The 16,099-nt window shown below is 66.2% G+C and carries 16 protein-coding genes; 7 read left to right on the top strand and 9 right to left on the bottom strand.

The genetic code is table 11. The annotated features are described in order from the left end of the window. Window positions 1-92 precede the first annotated feature (92 nt). Complete coding sequence (locus tag ACOI2T_RS16560) at window positions 93-1,517, bottom strand: APC family permease (protein WP_409505706.1); 1,425 nt, start codon at window positions 1,515-1,517, stop codon at window positions 93-95. A 141-nt stretch (window positions 1,518-1,658) separates the two neighbouring features. Between ACOI2T_RS16560 and ACOI2T_RS16555 the strand changes: the two genes are divergently transcribed. Further along, the gene (locus tag ACOI2T_RS16555) at window positions 1,659-1,988 is read left to right on the top strand and encodes an MmcQ/YjbR family DNA-binding protein (RefSeq protein WP_409505705.1); all 330 of its coding nucleotides are present in this window, start codon (window positions 1,659-1,661) and stop codon (window positions 1,986-1,988) included. 3 nt (window positions 1,989-1,991) lie between these two features. Here ACOI2T_RS16555 and ACOI2T_RS16550 read toward each other — a convergent pair whose 3' ends face one another. Then, window positions 1,992-3,116 (bottom strand): glycosyltransferase, encoded by a 1,125-nt coding sequence (locus ACOI2T_RS16550; RefSeq protein ID WP_409505704.1) that lies wholly within the window; start codon window positions 3,114-3,116, stop codon window positions 1,992-1,994. 221 nt (window positions 3,117-3,337) lie between these two features. Here ACOI2T_RS16550 and ACOI2T_RS16545 point away from each other — a divergent pair, with 221 nt between their 5' ends. Then, window positions 3,338-4,423, top strand: coding sequence for an IS110 family RNA-guided transposase (locus ACOI2T_RS16545; RefSeq protein WP_479681027.1), 1,086 nt, complete (start codon window positions 3,338-3,340; stop codon window positions 4,421-4,423). Between the two features lie 518 nt (window positions 4,424-4,941). Here the strand turns inward: ACOI2T_RS16545 and ACOI2T_RS16540 are convergent. Beyond that, the gene (locus tag ACOI2T_RS16540; RefSeq protein ID WP_409505417.1) at window positions 4,942-5,862 is read right to left on the bottom strand and encodes a dienelactone hydrolase family protein; all 921 of its coding nucleotides are present in this window, start codon (window positions 5,860-5,862) and stop codon (window positions 4,942-4,944) included. A gap of 67 nt (window positions 5,863-5,929) precedes the next feature. On the opposite strand from ACOI2T_RS16540, the gene ACOI2T_RS16535 reads away from it, so the two are divergent. The 3 genes from ACOI2T_RS16535 (at window position 5,930) to ACOI2T_RS16525 (ending at window position 9,177) form a co-directional block, all read left to right on the top strand. Then, a complete protein-coding gene (locus ACOI2T_RS16535) occupies window positions 5,930-6,856 on the top strand; it encodes an SDR family oxidoreductase (protein ID WP_067859442.1) in 927 nt (308 codons plus the stop codon). 100 nt (window positions 6,857-6,956) lie between these two features. Next, window positions 6,957-8,744: an N-acyl-D-amino-acid deacylase family protein gene (locus ACOI2T_RS16530; protein WP_409505416.1), complete on the top strand. Its 1,788-nt coding sequence runs from the start codon at window positions 6,957-6,959 to the stop codon at window positions 8,742-8,744. Beyond that, window positions 8,734-9,177, top strand: coding sequence for a nuclear transport factor 2 family protein (locus tag ACOI2T_RS16525; protein ID WP_409505415.1), 444 nt, complete (start codon window positions 8,734-8,736; stop codon window positions 9,175-9,177). Before ACOI2T_RS16530 ends, ACOI2T_RS16525 begins: the two co-directional genes overlap by 11 nt. 12 nt (window positions 9,178-9,189) lie before the next feature. Here the strand turns inward: ACOI2T_RS16525 and ACOI2T_RS16520 are convergent, their stop codons facing one another. The 5 genes from ACOI2T_RS16520 to bfr all read right to left on the bottom strand — a co-directional run bounded on the left by ACOI2T_RS16520 (window position 9,190) and on the right by bfr (window position 14,214). Next, on the bottom strand, window positions 9,190-9,555 hold the full coding sequence (locus ACOI2T_RS16520) for a VOC family protein (RefSeq protein WP_409505414.1): 366 nt from the start codon (window positions 9,553-9,555) through the stop codon (window positions 9,190-9,192). 40 nt (window positions 9,556-9,595) lie between these two features. Then, a complete protein-coding gene (locus ACOI2T_RS16515) occupies window positions 9,596-10,966 on the bottom strand; it encodes a type I glutamate--ammonia ligase (protein ID WP_067859455.1) in 1,371 nt (456 codons plus the stop codon). 29 nt (window positions 10,967-10,995) lie between these two features. Then, entirely contained in the window at window positions 10,996-11,478 is a 483-nt protein-coding gene (locus ACOI2T_RS16510) for a carboxymuconolactone decarboxylase family protein (RefSeq protein ID WP_409505413.1), read from the bottom strand. A gap of 41 nt (window positions 11,479-11,519) precedes the next feature. Then, a complete protein-coding gene (locus ACOI2T_RS16505) occupies window positions 11,520-13,577 on the bottom strand; it encodes an MFS transporter (RefSeq protein ID WP_409505412.1) in 2,058 nt (685 codons plus the stop codon). A 157-nt stretch (window positions 13,578-13,734) separates the two neighbouring features. Then, window positions 13,735-14,214: a bacterioferritin gene (gene bfr / locus ACOI2T_RS16500; protein WP_067859523.1), complete on the bottom strand. Its 480-nt coding sequence runs from the start codon at window positions 14,212-14,214 to the stop codon at window positions 13,735-13,737. A gap of 240 nt (window positions 14,215-14,454) precedes the next feature. Between bfr and ACOI2T_RS16495 the strand changes: the two genes are divergently transcribed. Together ACOI2T_RS16495 and ACOI2T_RS16490 are read left to right on the top strand one after the other, a co-directional pair. Further along, window positions 14,455-15,087 carry a fatty-acid--CoA ligase gene (locus ACOI2T_RS16495; protein WP_067859461.1) on the top strand — a complete coding sequence of 211 codons (633 nt, stop codon included), beginning with the start codon at window positions 14,455-14,457 and terminating at the stop codon, window positions 15,085-15,087. A 12-nt stretch (window positions 15,088-15,099) separates the two neighbouring features. Further along, window positions 15,100-15,318: a (2Fe-2S)-binding protein gene (locus ACOI2T_RS16490; protein ID WP_067859463.1), complete on the top strand. Its 219-nt coding sequence runs from the start codon at window positions 15,100-15,102 to the stop codon at window positions 15,316-15,318. On the opposite strand, the gene ACOI2T_RS16485 is transcribed toward ACOI2T_RS16490, so the two are convergent. Next, a complete protein-coding gene (locus tag ACOI2T_RS16485) occupies window positions 15,315-16,079 on the bottom strand; it encodes an enoyl-CoA hydratase/isomerase family protein (protein ID WP_409505411.1) in 765 nt (254 codons plus the stop codon). The genes ACOI2T_RS16490 and ACOI2T_RS16485 overlap by 4 nt on opposite strands. Between the last annotated feature and the right edge of the window lie 20 nt (window positions 16,080-16,099).

Below are 16,099 nucleotides of genomic sequence, written 5' to 3'. Positions count from 1 at the left end.
TCGTCGTCGGTACCCGATGCCGATTATCGATCCGGACGCGTTCACTTTTGGCGGGTTCGGCCGATGTGCCGCTCAGAAGTCTCCGTCGGCGGTCATGAGGCGTTGCGTGTCCGGCTTCCGATCGCGGCGCCCGCGGCGAAGGCGCTCACCAGGACTCCGACGATCACCCAGGCCAGCACGCTGGAGCCACCGACGAGGTCGCTGAGATTGGCGAGGATGAGCACCAGTGCACCGGACAGACCGGCCAGCCCGAGTGCGGGCGCGATCCTGACCCGCCACAGTGAGTAGCCGCGCCGGTCCCGGCTGAAGTACACCAGCACCGCGACGCTGGTCGCGATCATCAGCACGACCACGCCGACCGTCGTCGCACCGGCGAACCACGTATAGAACTGCGTGGCCGGGTCCAGGCCGAACACGACCGCGAGCAGCACGCTCAACGCCACCACCGCGGAGATCCACAACGATGCCCGGTGCGGCGAGCCGTGGCGGCCGTGAGGCCGGCTCAACGCCGGGGGCAGCACGTCGCGTTGCGACAGCGCGAACACATAGCGCGAGGCCACGTTGTGGAAGGCCAGAATGCACGCGAACAGGCTCGTGAGGTACAGCACCGTGATGATGTCGGCGCCCACAGCGCCGAGGTAGCGCTGTGCCGTGTCGCCGAGGAACGTGCTGCCCGAGTCGGTGGCCCGGGCGATGGCGTCGTCGTCACCCCAACCCGAGATCAGCGCCCAGCTGGTCACCGCATAGAACACCCCGATCAGGACGAGCGCGACGTATGTGGCGCGCGGGATGGTGCGCTCCGGATCGCGGGCCTCGTCACGGAAGATGGCCGTCGCCTCGAATCCGACGTAGCTGATGATCGCGAAAAGCAGTCCGATGCCGAGCGATCCGGAGAAGATCGCGGTCGGGTCGACGATGCCCGACGACAGGCCGTGGTCGCCGCCCTGCACGACGATGACCAGATCGAGCACCAGCACGATCGCGATCTCGGCGGTCAGCAGAATGCCCAGAACCCGGCTGGACAACTCGATGTTGCGGTAACCGAGATAGGTCGTCACCGCAAAAGCGAGCGCCGCGAACAGCCACCACGGCAAGGTCGGCCCGCCCACCAACTCGACCACCCCGACACCGGCGGGCCCGAGCAGACCGTAGACGCCTGCCTCCAGCGCGACATAGCTCACCAGCGCGACGAACGCGATACCGATGCCCACCGGAAAGCCCAGCGCCTGGCGCACATACGAGAAGAACGCGCCCGCCTCCTCCACATGCGGGGTCATGGCGGTGAAGCCGACCGCGAACAGCAACAGCACCACCGTGGACACGATGAAGGTGGCCGGAAAGCCGGCCCCGTTGCCCGACGCGATGCCCAGTGGCACCACGCCGCCGATCACGCCGAGCGGTGCGGCAGCGGCGACCACCATGAAGACGATCGACGCGACGCCGAGATTGCCGCGCAGGTGCCTCCCACCCGGCGGCCGACCGTCCAAAGAATCTGGAATCGTGGTGATTTCGGACATGCTCGACCGTCCTTCGGCGACGTGGCTGTTGAGATGACCCGCGGACCATAGGGCCGTCGCGCCACCGGGCACCAGATCTGGCGTCACCATGCGCAAAAGTCGTACGGCTAAACTACGAAATTCCGACCGGAGGTCAACCCTGTGCTCGACGCCGACGATGTGCGCCGCATCGCGCTGTCCTTCCCCGAGACCACGGAGAAGGAACGTTGGAACCACCCCACGTTCGATGTGGCGGGCAAGATGTTCGTCACCGTTCCCGACGACGAGAGCTCATTTGCCGTGCGCTGCCCCAAGTTCGAGCGCGACGAACTGATCGCCGCGGAACCGCACAAGTTCTGGGTGCCTGCGCACGAGGCGCTGTCCGCCTGGGTGCGGGTTCGGTTGGCCGCGTTGGAGGATTCGAACGAACTGCACGATATTCTGCTCGACTCGTGGCGGCAGGCCGCCCCGACGAGGCTCACGGCCGGTTAGGGCTCACGCGCCTGCTGCGCGTCCGGTGTCGCCCAGCACATCGAGCATCCCGGCCGCCGCGCGGGTCCAGGTGAACTGCTCGGCGCGCTGACGGGCGCTGCTACGCCGCTGTGGTTCCGGCCGACTGATCACCGACGTGACGGCGTGTGCGATGGCCTCGGGATCGTTGTCGGCGGTGGCACCGCTTTCGGACGTCAGGATCTCGGCGAGCGCCGACGTGCGCGACACCACCGCGGGAGTTCCGCAGGCAAGCGCCTCAAGCGCCGCGAGACCGAAGGTCTCGTGCGGGCCGGGCGCCAATGCGACATCGGCCGAGGCCAGGATCGTCGCGACGGTGTCGCGACAACCGATGTAGCCGGTGAACGCGACCGGCAGCCGCGATGCCTGACGTTCGAGCCGGGCTCGCAGCGGCCCCTCCCCGACCACCACCAGCCGGGCATCGACTCCCGAATCACGCAGTGCGGCAACGGTATCGATGCTTCGGTGGGCGTGCTTTTCCACCGACAGCCGCCCGCAGTGCACCAGCAGGGTCTGCTGCGGGTCGGCCCAGCGGCTGCGCATCTGCACCGACCGGCGGCTCGGGTGAAACTGGTCCAAGTCCACCCCAAGCGGCACCGTGGCAACGTTCTCGGCGCCGATCCGGTCGAATTCCTCGCGCGCGAACGCCGTCGTGCACACCACCGCGTCGTAGTTCGCCGCGGTACGCCGGTTGGCGAAGTTGGCCACCGCACGCGCCATCGACCGCGGAAGCACCTGCCCCACAAGCCGATCCAGCCGCTCATGCGAGATCATCACGGTGGCCACGTCATGCCTGCGGCCCCACGGTCCGAGTGAACGCAGCGTGAGCCGATCCGACACCTCGAGCGCGTCGGGTTCGAGCCGCCGCAGCAATGACGTCACCGGGCCGGGCAGCACCGCACGGTAGCCACCGGTGAACGGGATCAGTCTGGCCGGCAGCGAAATACGCACCACACCGCTGGGCAGCACATGACGCTCCGGATGGGATCCGGGCACGATCAGGTACACCTCGTGGCCGGCCGAACAGTACTCCGCGCCCAGGCGGTCCACCGCGGTGCGCAGTCCCCCCGAACGCGGGCCGTAGAAGTTCGCGACCTGGACAACCCGCATTGCACGATCAGAACCGGGCCGTGTGTGCGGTCAACAACGCACTCGCAACGGGTGTCTGAACACGCGCTGAACTCCGCGCCGGGACGCTGCGCCGGGTGGTCGGCGCCCGCCGTTGTCACACCAGACGGTATGGGGGGCTGGGGCCTCGCTCACATGTGAACGTGGGTTGCCGACAGGAAACGGGTCCTGGCCGGTAGAGCCACAAGATGTGGGAGGCCCCAGTGATACGTCAGCGTACGAGTGTTGGTTTGGATGTGCACGCACGATCGGTGTTTGGGTGTGGGTTTGACGCTGAGACCGGACAAGTCCTCGAGCGGCGGTTGACCCCTGATCATGGCGAGATCATCGCGTGGATACGGTCGTTGCCACCGCCGGTGATGGTGGCTTATGAGGCGGGTCCGACCGGGTTCGGGTTGGCCCGGGCATTGACCGCGGCCGGGATCGAGGTGGTGGTGGCTGCCCCGTCAAAGCTGCAGCGTCCTGCTGGGGATCGGGTCAAAACCGATGCCCGCGATGCCCGGCATCTGGCCCGCCTGGTGCATCTGGGCGAAGTGGTCGGAGTGGAGGTGCCCAGCCCTGAGCGTGAAGCCGCCCGGGATTTGGTGCGGGCGCGTGAGGATTGCCGTGGTGATTTGATGGCGGCCCGGTTGCGGTTGTCGCACATGTTGTTACGCCACGGCATCGTCTACTACGGCGGCAACGCCTGGACTGGCAAGCATGAACTGTGGCTACGTGCTCAGCGCTTCACCACCCCCGGGCTGCAGGACGCCTACGACAGCGCCTTCGACGCGATGCTGGCCAACGCCGACCGCCGTGACCGGCTTGATGCGGCGATCACCCAGATGGCCGCCGATTCGGAGTTCACCCCGGTGGTGACACGGTTGGGGTGCATTCGCGGGATCTCGACGCTGAGCGCCTTCGGGCTCGCCGTCGAGATCGGCGATTGGCACCGGTTGACCGGCCGCTCGATCGGGGCCTACCTCGGCTTGGTGCCCACCGAATACTCCACAGGCGCCACCCGCTCGCAAGGGTCGATCACCAAGACCGGCAACAGTCACGCCCGACGGTTGTTGATCGAGGCGGCCTGGCATCACCGCAAGCCTTACCGGCCCAGCCAGGTGATGCGGCGACGCTGGGATGCGGCCAGCCCGGCCGCCCGTGCTCGTGGTCAGGCCGCTAACCGGCGCCTGCACACCCGGTGGAAACACTTCGATCAGCGCAAGAAGCGGCCGGTGGTCGCCAACGCCGCCATCGCCCGCGAACTGGCCGGCTGGTCGTGGTCACTGGCCGTCCTCGACGACAACTAAACACCCCTCCCCACGTCCAGGTGGCGTCAGGTCAGTTGCCGGCACACGAAAACACCCGAGTGATCCGCGCCCACTCTGTGAGCAAATCCTTCTGTCCCGCAGGATGATTCACGCTCGTTCTTGCCAGACAAGCGGCCCACTCAGCCGAAAGTACCGTCCTGCTGGTAACCAACCCGCGCATATCAGACTGACCAAACCATTCGCGTCGAGAATCCCCTTCGACACGCCGCAACCCGACCCAATCCTCACCTGGCCGACGAAGCGGCGGGCCGCGACGACGGTTACGGCCCGCCGCTTCACCCTGCTCCCTTGACAAACTGGCCTCCATATCAGAGTGACGCTGGTCTTCGCGAGCCACTCTCGCGTGACAACAGTGGTGGCCGGCGCCGCCGTTGTCACACCAGAGTGACGCCGGCGTTCGCGAGCCACTCTCGTGTGACAAACGTGGGGTCGACACTCGCCGTTGTCACACCAGAGTGACGCTGGCCTTTGCCAGCCACTCTCGCGTGACAAACGTGTCAGGCGAGGTGGGTGGCGAACCAGTCCTGGACCCGGCGCCACGCGTCGGCGGCCGCGGCGGCGTTGTAGCGATCGCCGGTGTCGTTGAAGAACGCGTGGTTGGCGTCGGGCTCGGTGACGAGTTCGTGCACCAGCCCGGCCTTTTCCAGTGCGGCCCGAGCCACGGGTTCGGTGGCGTTCACGCGCTGATCGAGCGCGCCGTAGAAGCCCAGCACCGCCACGTCCTTGGAGCCGGAGAAGTCGGGATTTTCCGGCGTGGGTCCGTAGAACGGCACGGCCGCGGCCAGTTGCGGGGTCCCGCCGGCCAGCAACCGCCACACCAGGCCCCCGCCCATGCAGAATCCGACCGCGGCGATCTTGCGGTCCGGCACGCGCCGCTGCAGTTCGTCGATGCCGGATTTCAGGTTGGCGACGGATTCCTCGGGTGCGATCTTGCTCAGCGCGGCGGTGGCGTCGGCCGGGTCGGCGAACTTCGCGGTTCCGCCTTGCGCCGACAGCAGATCGATCGCGAGTGCGGAGTATCCGATGCCGGCGAACCGGCCCGCGACCGATCTGATGTAGTCGTTGAGGCCTTTGTTCTCGTGGATGACCAGTACTCCGCCCTTGGCGTCCGGCGCCTCGGCCCATGCGCCCTGAAGTTCACCGGCGGGCCCGGCCCAGGTGACGGGTTCGGTCGGCAGCGCGCCCTCGGAACCCGGGGGCGGACCGGAGGCCGCCGGGCCCGAACCGGTCGCGGTCTCGGTCGCCGACGTCTCGGTGGTCGGCTGCTGGGTCGAACTGCATGCGGCAATCAACGAGGTGGCCGCCGCGGTGCTCAGGCCGAGCAGGGCCAGCCTGCGCAGTGCTTCACGGCGCGACAGCAGGCCGTCGAGATGATCGGTGGCGATTTCCTCGGCAATGTACCGCTGCAACGGAGTCACGGTGCCGAGTATGCGCCGAAATGCTGAACTGCAGTGGTCGAACGGCTTGCGGCGCGATACTCGTCGAATGGGGTGGACACCGGAGCCAGATGCCTTGCGGGGGCGTGTCGCGGTGGTTGCCGGCGCGACGCGCGGTGCGGGCCGCGGTATCGCCGCGGCACTGGGCGAAGCGGGCGCGACGGTCATCTGCACCGGCCGCAGCAGCGTCGCCGGAAACCGCACGTCCGACTACGACCGACCCGAAACCATCGAGGAAACCGCAGACCTGGTATCCGATCTCGGCGGGTTCGGGGTGGCGATCCAGGTCGATCACCTCGACGTCGGCCAGGTCCGTGCCCTGGCCGGCCGGATCACCGCCGACCACGGCCGCATCGACATCCTGGTCAACGACCTGTGGGGTGCCGAGATACTCAAGGGCGCGCCACCCACGTGGGGACGGCCGATGTGGCAGCACGACCTCGACGACGGGCTGCGCATCCTGCGCCTCGGCATCGATACCCACCTCATCACCTCACATTGCCTGCTGCCGCTGCTGGCCAGGGAGCCAGGCGGACTGTTGGTCGAGATATCCGACGGGACAACGGCATTCAATATCGACAACTATCGGTTGTCGGTGTTCTACGACCTGGTGAAGAACGCCGTGAACCGATTGGCGTTCAGCCACGGGCACGAACTCGCGACCTTCGGTGCGACCGCGGTGGCCATCACGCCGGGCTGGCTGCGCTCCGAGATGATGCTCGACAACTACGGCGTCACCGAAGCCAATTGGCGTGCGGCGCTCGACCCGGTGCGAACCGACGGTTATCCGATGGCGCCGCCCGGGTTCGCCGAGTCCGAGACACCCCGTTTTGTCGGGCGAGGGGTGGCCGCGATCGCCGCCGACCCGGACCGCGCACGCTGGAATCAGCGGTCGGTGAGCTCGATCGAGCTGGCGAGGGAGTACGGGTTCACCGACCTCGACGGACGGCAACCGGACGCATGGGCGCCGATATAGTCGCAGCTCAGCGTCCCGCCGCGACAGTCAGTAGACATTTTTTCAAATCTGTTCACCGATTTCGTTGACACCTGGACGTCGCCGGTTGTTCTATGACGGGGTGACCTTCGACACAATCATCCGTAACGGCCGCTGGTTCGACGGCACCGGTGGACCGTCCGCTGTGCGTGACATCGGGATTCGCGACGGGCACGTCGTCGAGATCTCGGCGCACGAACTCGACGCGACGGACTGCCCGCAAGTGATCGACGCGACAGGCAAGTGGGTGCTGCCCGGGATGCTCGACATCCACACCCACTATGACGTCGAGGTCCTCAACGGCCCGTCGCTGTCGGAATCGCTGCGCCACGGCGTGACGACGGTGATGCTGGGATCCTGCTCGTTGTCGACCGTGCACGTGGGCGGCGTCGACGCGGGTGACCTGTTCGGACGCGTCGAAGCCATCCCCCGCGAGCACGTGATCGCGGCAGTCGACGCCAACAAGACCTGGACGAACTGCGAGGAGTACATCGCCGCCCTCGAAGGGTTGCCGCTCGGACCCAATCTGGCCGCATTCATCGGGCATTCCGATATGCGTACCGCGGTGATGGGTCTCGACCGCGCCACGCGTAAGGATCAGCGCCCCACCCGGGCCGAGCAGGCCAGGATGGAGCAGATGCTCAAGGCGGCCCTCGATGCCGGGTTTGTCGGAATGTCTTCGCAGCAACTGCTTTTCGACAAGATCGACGGCGAGGTGTGCCGCTCGCGGACGTTGCCGTCGACGTATGCCAAACCACGCGAGTTGCGCCGGCTGAAGTCGTTGCTACGTCGCGCCGGGCGAGTCCTGCAGTCGGGGCCCGACATTCAGAATCCGCTGAATCTGGCCTCGCAGGTCGCACAGTCCCTCGGGATCTTCCGCAACCCGCTCAAAACCAGCCTGCTATCAGCGGCCGACATCAAGGCCAATCCGTACGCGATCCTGATGATGGGGCCGCTGGCCCGGGCCGTGAACGCGCTGGGCGGCAACTTCCGGTGGCAGCATCTGCCGGTTCCGTTCGAGGTGTATGCCGACGGTATCGACCTCGTGGTGTTCGAGGAGTTCGGCTCGGGAGCCGCGGCCCTGCACCTGCGCGACGAGGTGGAGCGCAACGAGTTGTTGCGCGACGAGTCCTATCGTCGCCGTTTCCGAAAGGACTACGACGCCAAGTTCGGTGTGCGGGTGTGGCATCGCGACTTCTTCGACGCCGAGATAGTGGCATGCCCCGACGAATCGGTGATCGGCAAGTCGTTCGGACAGGTCGGCGTCGATCGCGGCGTCCATCCCGTCGACGCGTTCCTCGACCTCGTACTCGAATACGGTACCGCGGTGCGCTGGCACACCACGATCTCCAATCACCGCCCGGAGGTCCTCAAGAAGCTGGCCCGCGATCCGGGTATCCAGATGGGCTTTTCCGACGCGGGCGCGCACCTGCGCAATATGGCGTTCTACAACATGGGCCTGCGCCTGCTGCGCCATGTGCTGGACGCCGAGAAGGCCGGCACGCCGTTCATGTCCGTGGAGCGGGCCGTGCATCGGCTCACCGGCGAACTCGCCGACTGGTACCGCATCGACGCGGGCCATCTGCGCGTCGGGGACCGTGCCGACGTGGTGGTGATCGATCCGGCGCGCCTCGACGATTCACTCGACGAGTACGCCGAAGACACCGTCGAGTCCTACGGCGGGCTGTCCCGGATGGTCAATCGCAACGACGACACCGTCAACGCCGTGCTGGTCGGCGGTCGCGCCGTATACCTCGACGGCACGCTGACCGAGCTCGTCGGGACACAGCGGACCGGCCGGTTCCTGCGGGCCGCGCACCGCTCCCCCGCCCTGCCCTCCGAGAAAGGCGAACTCACAAGTGTCCGTTGAAAATACGATTCTCGGGATGTGGAAGGCGCTGTCCGGCCGGGATTGGGACCTGCTGAAAACCTATCTGGCCGAGGACTGCATCTACCTCGACATGCCGGTCGGCCCGGCCGCTGCCGCCAAGGGTCCCGAAGACATCGTCAAACGCCTCAAGATCGGCCTCGAACCGCTCGCGTCCTACGAGAACTTCGACGGGCTGCTCATCGCCGCCGGCCAGGACGCCATGTACGAGCACCACGAGGAATGGCATTGGCAGACCGGTGAATCCGCGGTGCTGAAGTTCGTCAGCGTGCACCGCGTCGAGGACGGCAAGATCACGCTGTGGAAGGACTACTGGGACATGGGGGCACTCGCCAACCACGCCCCGCCGACCTGGATGGCCGACTTCGCCAACGCGGACATGTCGTGGGTGTACGACGCGACCGGGCAGGTGTGACCGGGCGCCCGATCAGTCGATCCCCCACACCAGACAGAACGGGTGCCCGGCCGGATCGCGGAACACCCGGAACATCCCGTCCTCGACGGCGCCGTCGACCCGCGTGGCGCCAAGGGCAAGCACCTGCTGCTGGGCGGTGTCGGCATCGCCGACCTGGATGTCGAGGTGGAACTGCTGAGATCCGCTCGGATCCGGGAAAGTCGGTGGCTGGTGGCGCGGTGAGTACTGACATGCCAGCCGTCGACCTGCCGGATCGGTGACGACGACCCAGGTGTCGTCTTCTTCGGAGACTTCTCCGCCGAGCACTTCGGCGTAGAACGCGGCCAGCTTGCGCGGATCTTGGCAGTCCAGGACGACAGAACGTAGCTTTCCGATCATGGCATCGGTATTGCCGCCTGCCGTTCGGGGCAAACCGACGTCAGACGCTCCACGCCATTCGGAACCTGTCGGCAAGCGATTCTGGGTCGAGATCACCGAATTTCTCGTGCTCGTAGCGCCGCACCGCAAGAACGGCGTCGACCACCTGATTGCCCAGAATCCCGCGGATCAGTTCCGACTCGTCGAGGGCGGCCAACGCATCGATCTGGCGGCTCGGCAGCAGTGCGACATTCTGCTCGGTGCGCTCGTCGTCGCTCAGACTGCTCGGGTCGACCGACACCTCGGACGGCAACGGCAGGTTCTTCTCGATGCCGTGGTGGGCCAGGCCGAGGATCGTCGCCGTCGCGAGGTACGGGTTGGCCGACGGGTCGATGACTTTGACCTCGACATTGGCGCCATACGGGTTGCTGGGTCCGCCGATGAGGAATCGCACTGCGGCTTCACGGTTTTCGGTGCCCCAGCAGTTGTGCGCGCCCGCCCAGTGGCCGGGCTGGATGCGCAGACCCGACACCACCGAGCCGCACAGCACGCCCTGCGCGGCGGGCAACCCGGCGAGCAGACCGGCCAGGGCCGACTCCCCCTCCGGGGTCATACCGCGCGCCGCCGATCCACCCGAGAACACCGGGACGTCTCCGCGGCCCAGCGAAAAGTGTTGATGCGAGCCGGAACCCACACTGTCGGCGAACGGGACGGGTGACAGGCTCACGCGCATGCCGTATCGCCTGGCGACTCGGCCCACGATGATGCGCATGAGGACCAACTGGTCGGCCGCGGCGACGGGCTGTTGCGGAGACAGCGAGATCTCGAACTGGTTGGCGCCGTACTCGGGATGGAACTGCTCGATCGTCACGCCGGAACTGGTGGCGGCGTTCATGACATCACGCACGAAGCCCTCGAATTCCAGTAACCCGGCCAGCCCGTACTGGGCCCATGACACCGAGGGCAGGCGGCTGCCGTCTTCGCCCACCAGGACGAATTCCAGTTCGTGACCCACGAGTGCGGTGAGGCCGGCAGCGTCGAGCCGGTCGGCCACGCGCTGCAGGACACCGCGGCTGCAGTACGGATCCGGTGTCCCGTCCTGGTTGTAGAAAGCGCCTGGCGCCCAGGCCAATCCGTCACCGAGGATCCGCAGCGCACCGAGGTCGATCCGGATACGCTGATCGCCCACCACACTGATCGCGTCGCCGAACACGATGCCGGTCTGGTCGATGGTGAAGGCGTGGAACACCGGGCTGGCGCCGAGCCCGGGGTCGGCGAATATCCCCATGCGGCGTAGCGGAACGGTTTTCGCGTGCGTCAGCCCGGCCGGATTGACGACCGTGCCGATGAGTGTCGCGACCCCGTCCGATTCGAGCTGGGCGATGGCCGCTGCCGCGAGGGGTTTGCCTGTCCTGGATGTCCCAGCTGTCACAACCTCATTGTGCGCCGCGACAGTGCGGCCTACAGCGTGATCTTGCAGGTTTGGCCGATGTCGAGGGTCCGCAGCATCCGGCCCATTCCGAGCCACATCGCGCACGACAACGCCAGGTCGGTCAGCAGCTCGGCATCGAAGTGCTCGGCGGCGCGCTCCCAGAAATCCTCGTCATCGCGAAGTTCGGTGTGTTCGGTGGCGAACCGGTGCGCGAACTCGGCGGCGATGCGCTCGGCGGGACTGTAGCCCGGCCACGTCTGCCATTCCGCGGCGTGGTCGTAGAGATCCTCGTCGACGCCGGCCGCCGCACCCTCGCCGTCGCGGGTGTTCTGGCACACCATGCATTCGTTGTCGAGCGCGATCACCATCCGGGCGAGTTCGCGGACCCGCAGCGGCAGGCGGCCTTTCGTGTACACCGCGTTGGTGAAGTTCGCCATGGCGGTGCCGATGTCCGGCGATCGCAAAATCCAGCCGGCCACGTCGTCGTCGGGGAAGTCTCCAATGCGGCTCATGGCCGAATCGTACGCGCGCGGGCGAAAATCTGGAACAAGTTCTAGTTTTTCTCTGCCGCCCCGACGGTGGCCAGCTCCTCGCGGTCGTCACCCCAGTCGCGCTGCAGCAGGACGCGATGCGCGATGCGCTCGAGCGCCGCCTCCACCTGGGCGCGATCCGGGCGGCCGTCGAACGACGACGACGCGGCGAGCTTGTCGACGATGCGCCCCACGAGCGCGGCCGACACGGCGTCGACCTGTCGGATACCACTCTGGGTCAGCCACAGTTGATCGCCGGTGCGCAGCGCGTATCCGTCGGTGACGAGTCGGTTGAACGTGGGTTCGAGGACTTCGTACGGGACGCGTAACCCGTCGGCGATCTCGGTTAAGCGGGCGGTCCCGAACACCTGGCTCTGCCGGTATATCCGCAGCAGCGCCCACAGCCCCGCCACGTCGAGTTCGCAGCCAGGGCACCCGGCGACCGTGCGCAGCCGGATCTCGGGCGAATGGCGCATCAAGCGGCTGATCGCGGTCTCCAGCACCTTGTCGGGGGATTCGGTGCTCGGCATGCCGAAACCCTCGCCGAGGTCCATCGCCAGCGCGGCCTCCGTCTCACGCAACGGCACCTCTTTGAGGAACAACGCGACGACGAATCCGATCAGCGCCACCGGCGCGGCACACAGAAACACCAGATCCAGCGCATCGGCATAGGCGTTCACGATCGGCGCGGCGGCCTCGTGCGTGAGTTCGTGCAGCGCCTTGGGTGAGTCCGCCGCGACGGGCGGGGCGCCGCTAGCGGCGAGCGCACCGGGCAACCGGTCCGACAGGAAGCCGGCGAACAACGAGCCGAAGACGGCGGCGCCGAACGAGCTGCCGATGGTCCGGAAGAAGGTCACGCCCGACGTCGCGACACCCAGATCGTTGAAATCCGCGGTGTTCTGCACGATGAGGACGAGCACCTGCATGCACAGGCCGATGCCGGCACCCAGGATGAACAGGTACAGGGACTGCAGCGCAACGGGCGTCGCGGCGTTCATCCGCGACAGCAGCACGAACCCGACCAGCATGATCGCCGTCCCGGCGACCGGGTAGATCTTGTAGCGGCCGGTACGCCCGACGAGGCTGCCGCTCACCGTGGACGTGATCAGCAACCCGATCACCATGGGCATGGTCCGCAGCCCGGATTCGGAAGCCGAGACGCCGCCGACGAACTGCATGAAGGTGGGCATGAACGTCAGCGCACCGAGCATCGCGAAACCGACGACCAACGACAGCACGCAGCACACCGAGAACACCGGGTTGCGGAACAGCCGCATCGGCAGAATCGGTTCGACCGCCTTGTTCTCGGCTCGCACGAACAGCGCCAGGGCGATGACGGATACGACGATCAGCCCGATGAGGGTCGGCGACGTCCACCCCAGCTCGCCGCCCATGCTCGTCGCCAGCGTCAGGCCGGATGCCCCGATCCCGACCCAGGCGATTCCCGCGTAGTCGATCACCGGGCGCGCGGGACGCGACGCCCGCGCCGGAATGGTGGCCGCGGCGACCGCGAGGACGACGATGCCCACCGGGATGCTGAGCCAGAAGGCCCACCGCCAGCCGAGGTGATCGGTGACGAACCCGCCGAGCAGTGGCCCGGCCACGGTCGTGACGCCGAACACCGCACCGAGGGCGCCCTGGTAGCGACCGCGGTCCCGTAACGGGATCACCTCACCGATCAACGCCGTGGAGGTGACCATGATGGCGCCACCGCCGATGCCTTGCAGCGCACGCGCCGCCACGAGCATCGCCATCGACCCCGACAGCCCGCTGAGGACAGAACCGGCAAGAAAGCACAGGACCGCCACCTGGTACACGGCTTTGCGGCCGAAGATGTCGCCGACCTTGCCGACCACGGCCGTCACGACGGTGGACGCGAGGAGATAGCTCGTCACGACCCAGGACTGATGGCCCGCACCACCGAGGTCGGCCACGACAGTGGGAAGCGCGGTCGCGACGATGGTCTGGTTGAGCGACGCCAGGAGCATGCCGAGCAGGACGGCGACGAACACCAGGTTGCGTCTGCGCACGCTCAGCAGCACGCTGTCGGACGACTGTTCGGCAGTCGGTGTGCTCGTCATGACTTCCTTTCGCCGGCCTGTTGATTCCGTGAAAGATATCGTTAGACAAGCTATGAAAGTTACAGCGCGAACGAAACCGCCCCGGGCAACCGGCGTTTGACCGGCTACCCGGGGCAGCGTGAGCCGAAACCCGGCCTAAGGGGCCACTACGAGACCGCTATTGGGGTGGGCGAGAGACGCACTGCGCGGCGTAGAGCTGCTCGCCGAGCTTGTCCATCAGCTCGAGCTGGGTCTCGAGGTAGTCGATGTGACCCTCCTCGTCCTTGAGGATGCCCTCGAACAGATTCGCGCTCACCGCGTCCTGCTTCTCGCGGCACATCAGGATCCCGGGTTTGAGTCGGGCCACGACCTCGTACTCGATCGCGAGGTCGGCCTCGAATTGTTCACGCAGCGTCTGCCCGACCCGCAACGAAAACAGCCGCTGGTAATTCGGCAATCCGTCCAGCAGTAGAATTCGGTCGGTAATTGCCTCGGCATGGCGCATTTCTTCGAACGATTCGGACCGCGTGTGTTCGGCCAGTTCGGTGAATCCCCAGTTATCTTGCATCTTGGAATGAAGGAAATACTGGTTAATCGCCGTGAGTTCGCTCGTCAATTGCTCGTTGAGCAATTTCAGAACCTCCGGGTCGCCTTGCATGGTCACTCCTAAACACCTTGAGGGCTGATCAAGTGTCGCTGTTTGCCGTGCACTTCCAATGTAGTGCAGAAAGTGCTCGGCGGCGCAATAGATAAGCCCATTCTCGGCATGTTCTTGCAGTGTTGTCGGACAGCGGGACCGCCACTGCCCGAACCGTGGCCACGAAGGCTGGACTGCCTGTCCTAACTAAGGTTAGACTGCGCTAACATGTCGCCAAGTCAGCGGGAAAGGCCGGTAAAAATGGGTGAGTACGATTTGCACTCGCTCATTCTTTCCTGCGATTTTCGCGTCGACGATGTCGAACAGATGTGGAAATGGATGAAGAAACATCGTTCGGGATTGTTGTCGATAGGCGCGCACCATGTGGTGCTGTACAAATCGATTTGGGAGCCCGGCCGGGTGCTCGTGACCATCGGCATCCGGCATGCCCGATCCATTCGTGATGTGTTGCGTTCACCGGCGATATTCGAATGGTTCGACATATCCGGGGTCGAGGATATTCCGCCGATATTCGGTGGCGAGGTCGTCGAGAAGATCGACCTGGCCGAGCCGACGCCAGAAGAATATGTCGCTGGCGTCATTGTCGGCGCGGTCGCGGCGGTCGACGACGTACCTACTCTCATGCGGAAGGTGCACGACGGGCTCGGCCGCTTCGAGCACAGCGGCATCCGCAAGATCTGGGTGTACCAGGCGCTCGACGACGGCCGCGAAGTGATGATCTTGCAGGAGATCGAGAACGAGGTCAGCGCGCGGCAATGGATCGATCACCCGGACGCCGCCGCCGAGTGGATGACCAAAGCGGGATTCGGGGCCTATCCGAGCCTGTTCGTCGGCAAGTTGGCCCACATCATGACCGTCGAAGACCAGGAATAGCCGGGTGCGCTGATGTTTGTCTGTTTGTGCACCGGAGCGACGAGTCACGTCGTCAACGAAATCGTGGCGGCCGGTGCCACAACGTCGAAAGAGGTGGCCGAAGCCTGCGGTGCGGGCGCCGACTGCGGCCGGTGCCGGCGCACGATCCGCGCGATCATCGCCGCCGCACAGTCGCAGCCGGTCGGTGGCCGCGCTCAATTCAACGGCTGCCCGTCCCGGACGGGCACCTAGGCGCCGGACCCCTTCCGGTCCGCGAACGCCGCGAGGGCGTCGGCGTTGGCGGCAGCGCCCACCAGTTCCACGAACAGCGCCTTCTCCCGTTCGGTCGCGGCCACGATGGCATCGCGGAGCGGCGCGACCATGGTCTGCTTGACCGCTTGCAGACTCGAAATCGGCTTGGTGGCGAGGATTTCCGCGTGTCGCCGCGCTTCGGTCAACAGGTCGTCGGGTTCGCACACTTTCCACACCAAGCCCATCTCGCGGGCTTCGGCGGCGCTGACCCACTCCGACGACATGAGCAGCCAGGCCGCGTTCTGCCTGCCGAGCAGGCGTGGCATGAGATACGACGAGGCCGCCTCAGGGGCGACGCCGAGGCTCGTGAACGGGCACTTCAAGCGCGCCGTCGCCGACATGAACGCGAGGTCGGCGAACCCGAGGATCGTGGTGCCGATGCCGACCCCGACGCCGTTGACCGCGCAGATCAACGGCTTGTCGAACGCTGTCAGCGTCTCGATCATCCCGTAGAAGCCGTGCTCGCCGGGCGTGAAATCCGGGTTGGTGATACGCGTCTGCATCTCCACGAGGTCGTTGCCCGCGGAGAACGCGCGACCCGCACCGGTCAGCAGGACGACGGCCACCTCGGGATCGTCGGCGGCCGCTCGCAACGCGTTCGTCAGTTCGTCGTACAGCGCCTCGTTGAACGCATTGAGCGCCTCGGGACGATTGAGCGTCAGGGTGCGTACCCGGTGGGCGTCGTGGATCTCGAGCGTCACGCGTGCAGCGTAACTAGAAC

The sequence above is a fragment of the Mycolicibacterium wolinskyi str. Jessa 2025 genome (genome assembly GCF_049241375.1).
Taxonomy (GTDB): Bacteria; Actinomycetota; Actinomycetes; order Mycobacteriales; family Mycobacteriaceae; genus Mycobacterium; species Mycobacterium wolinskyi.
This window is presented reverse-complemented; position numbering and strand designations above follow the sequence as displayed.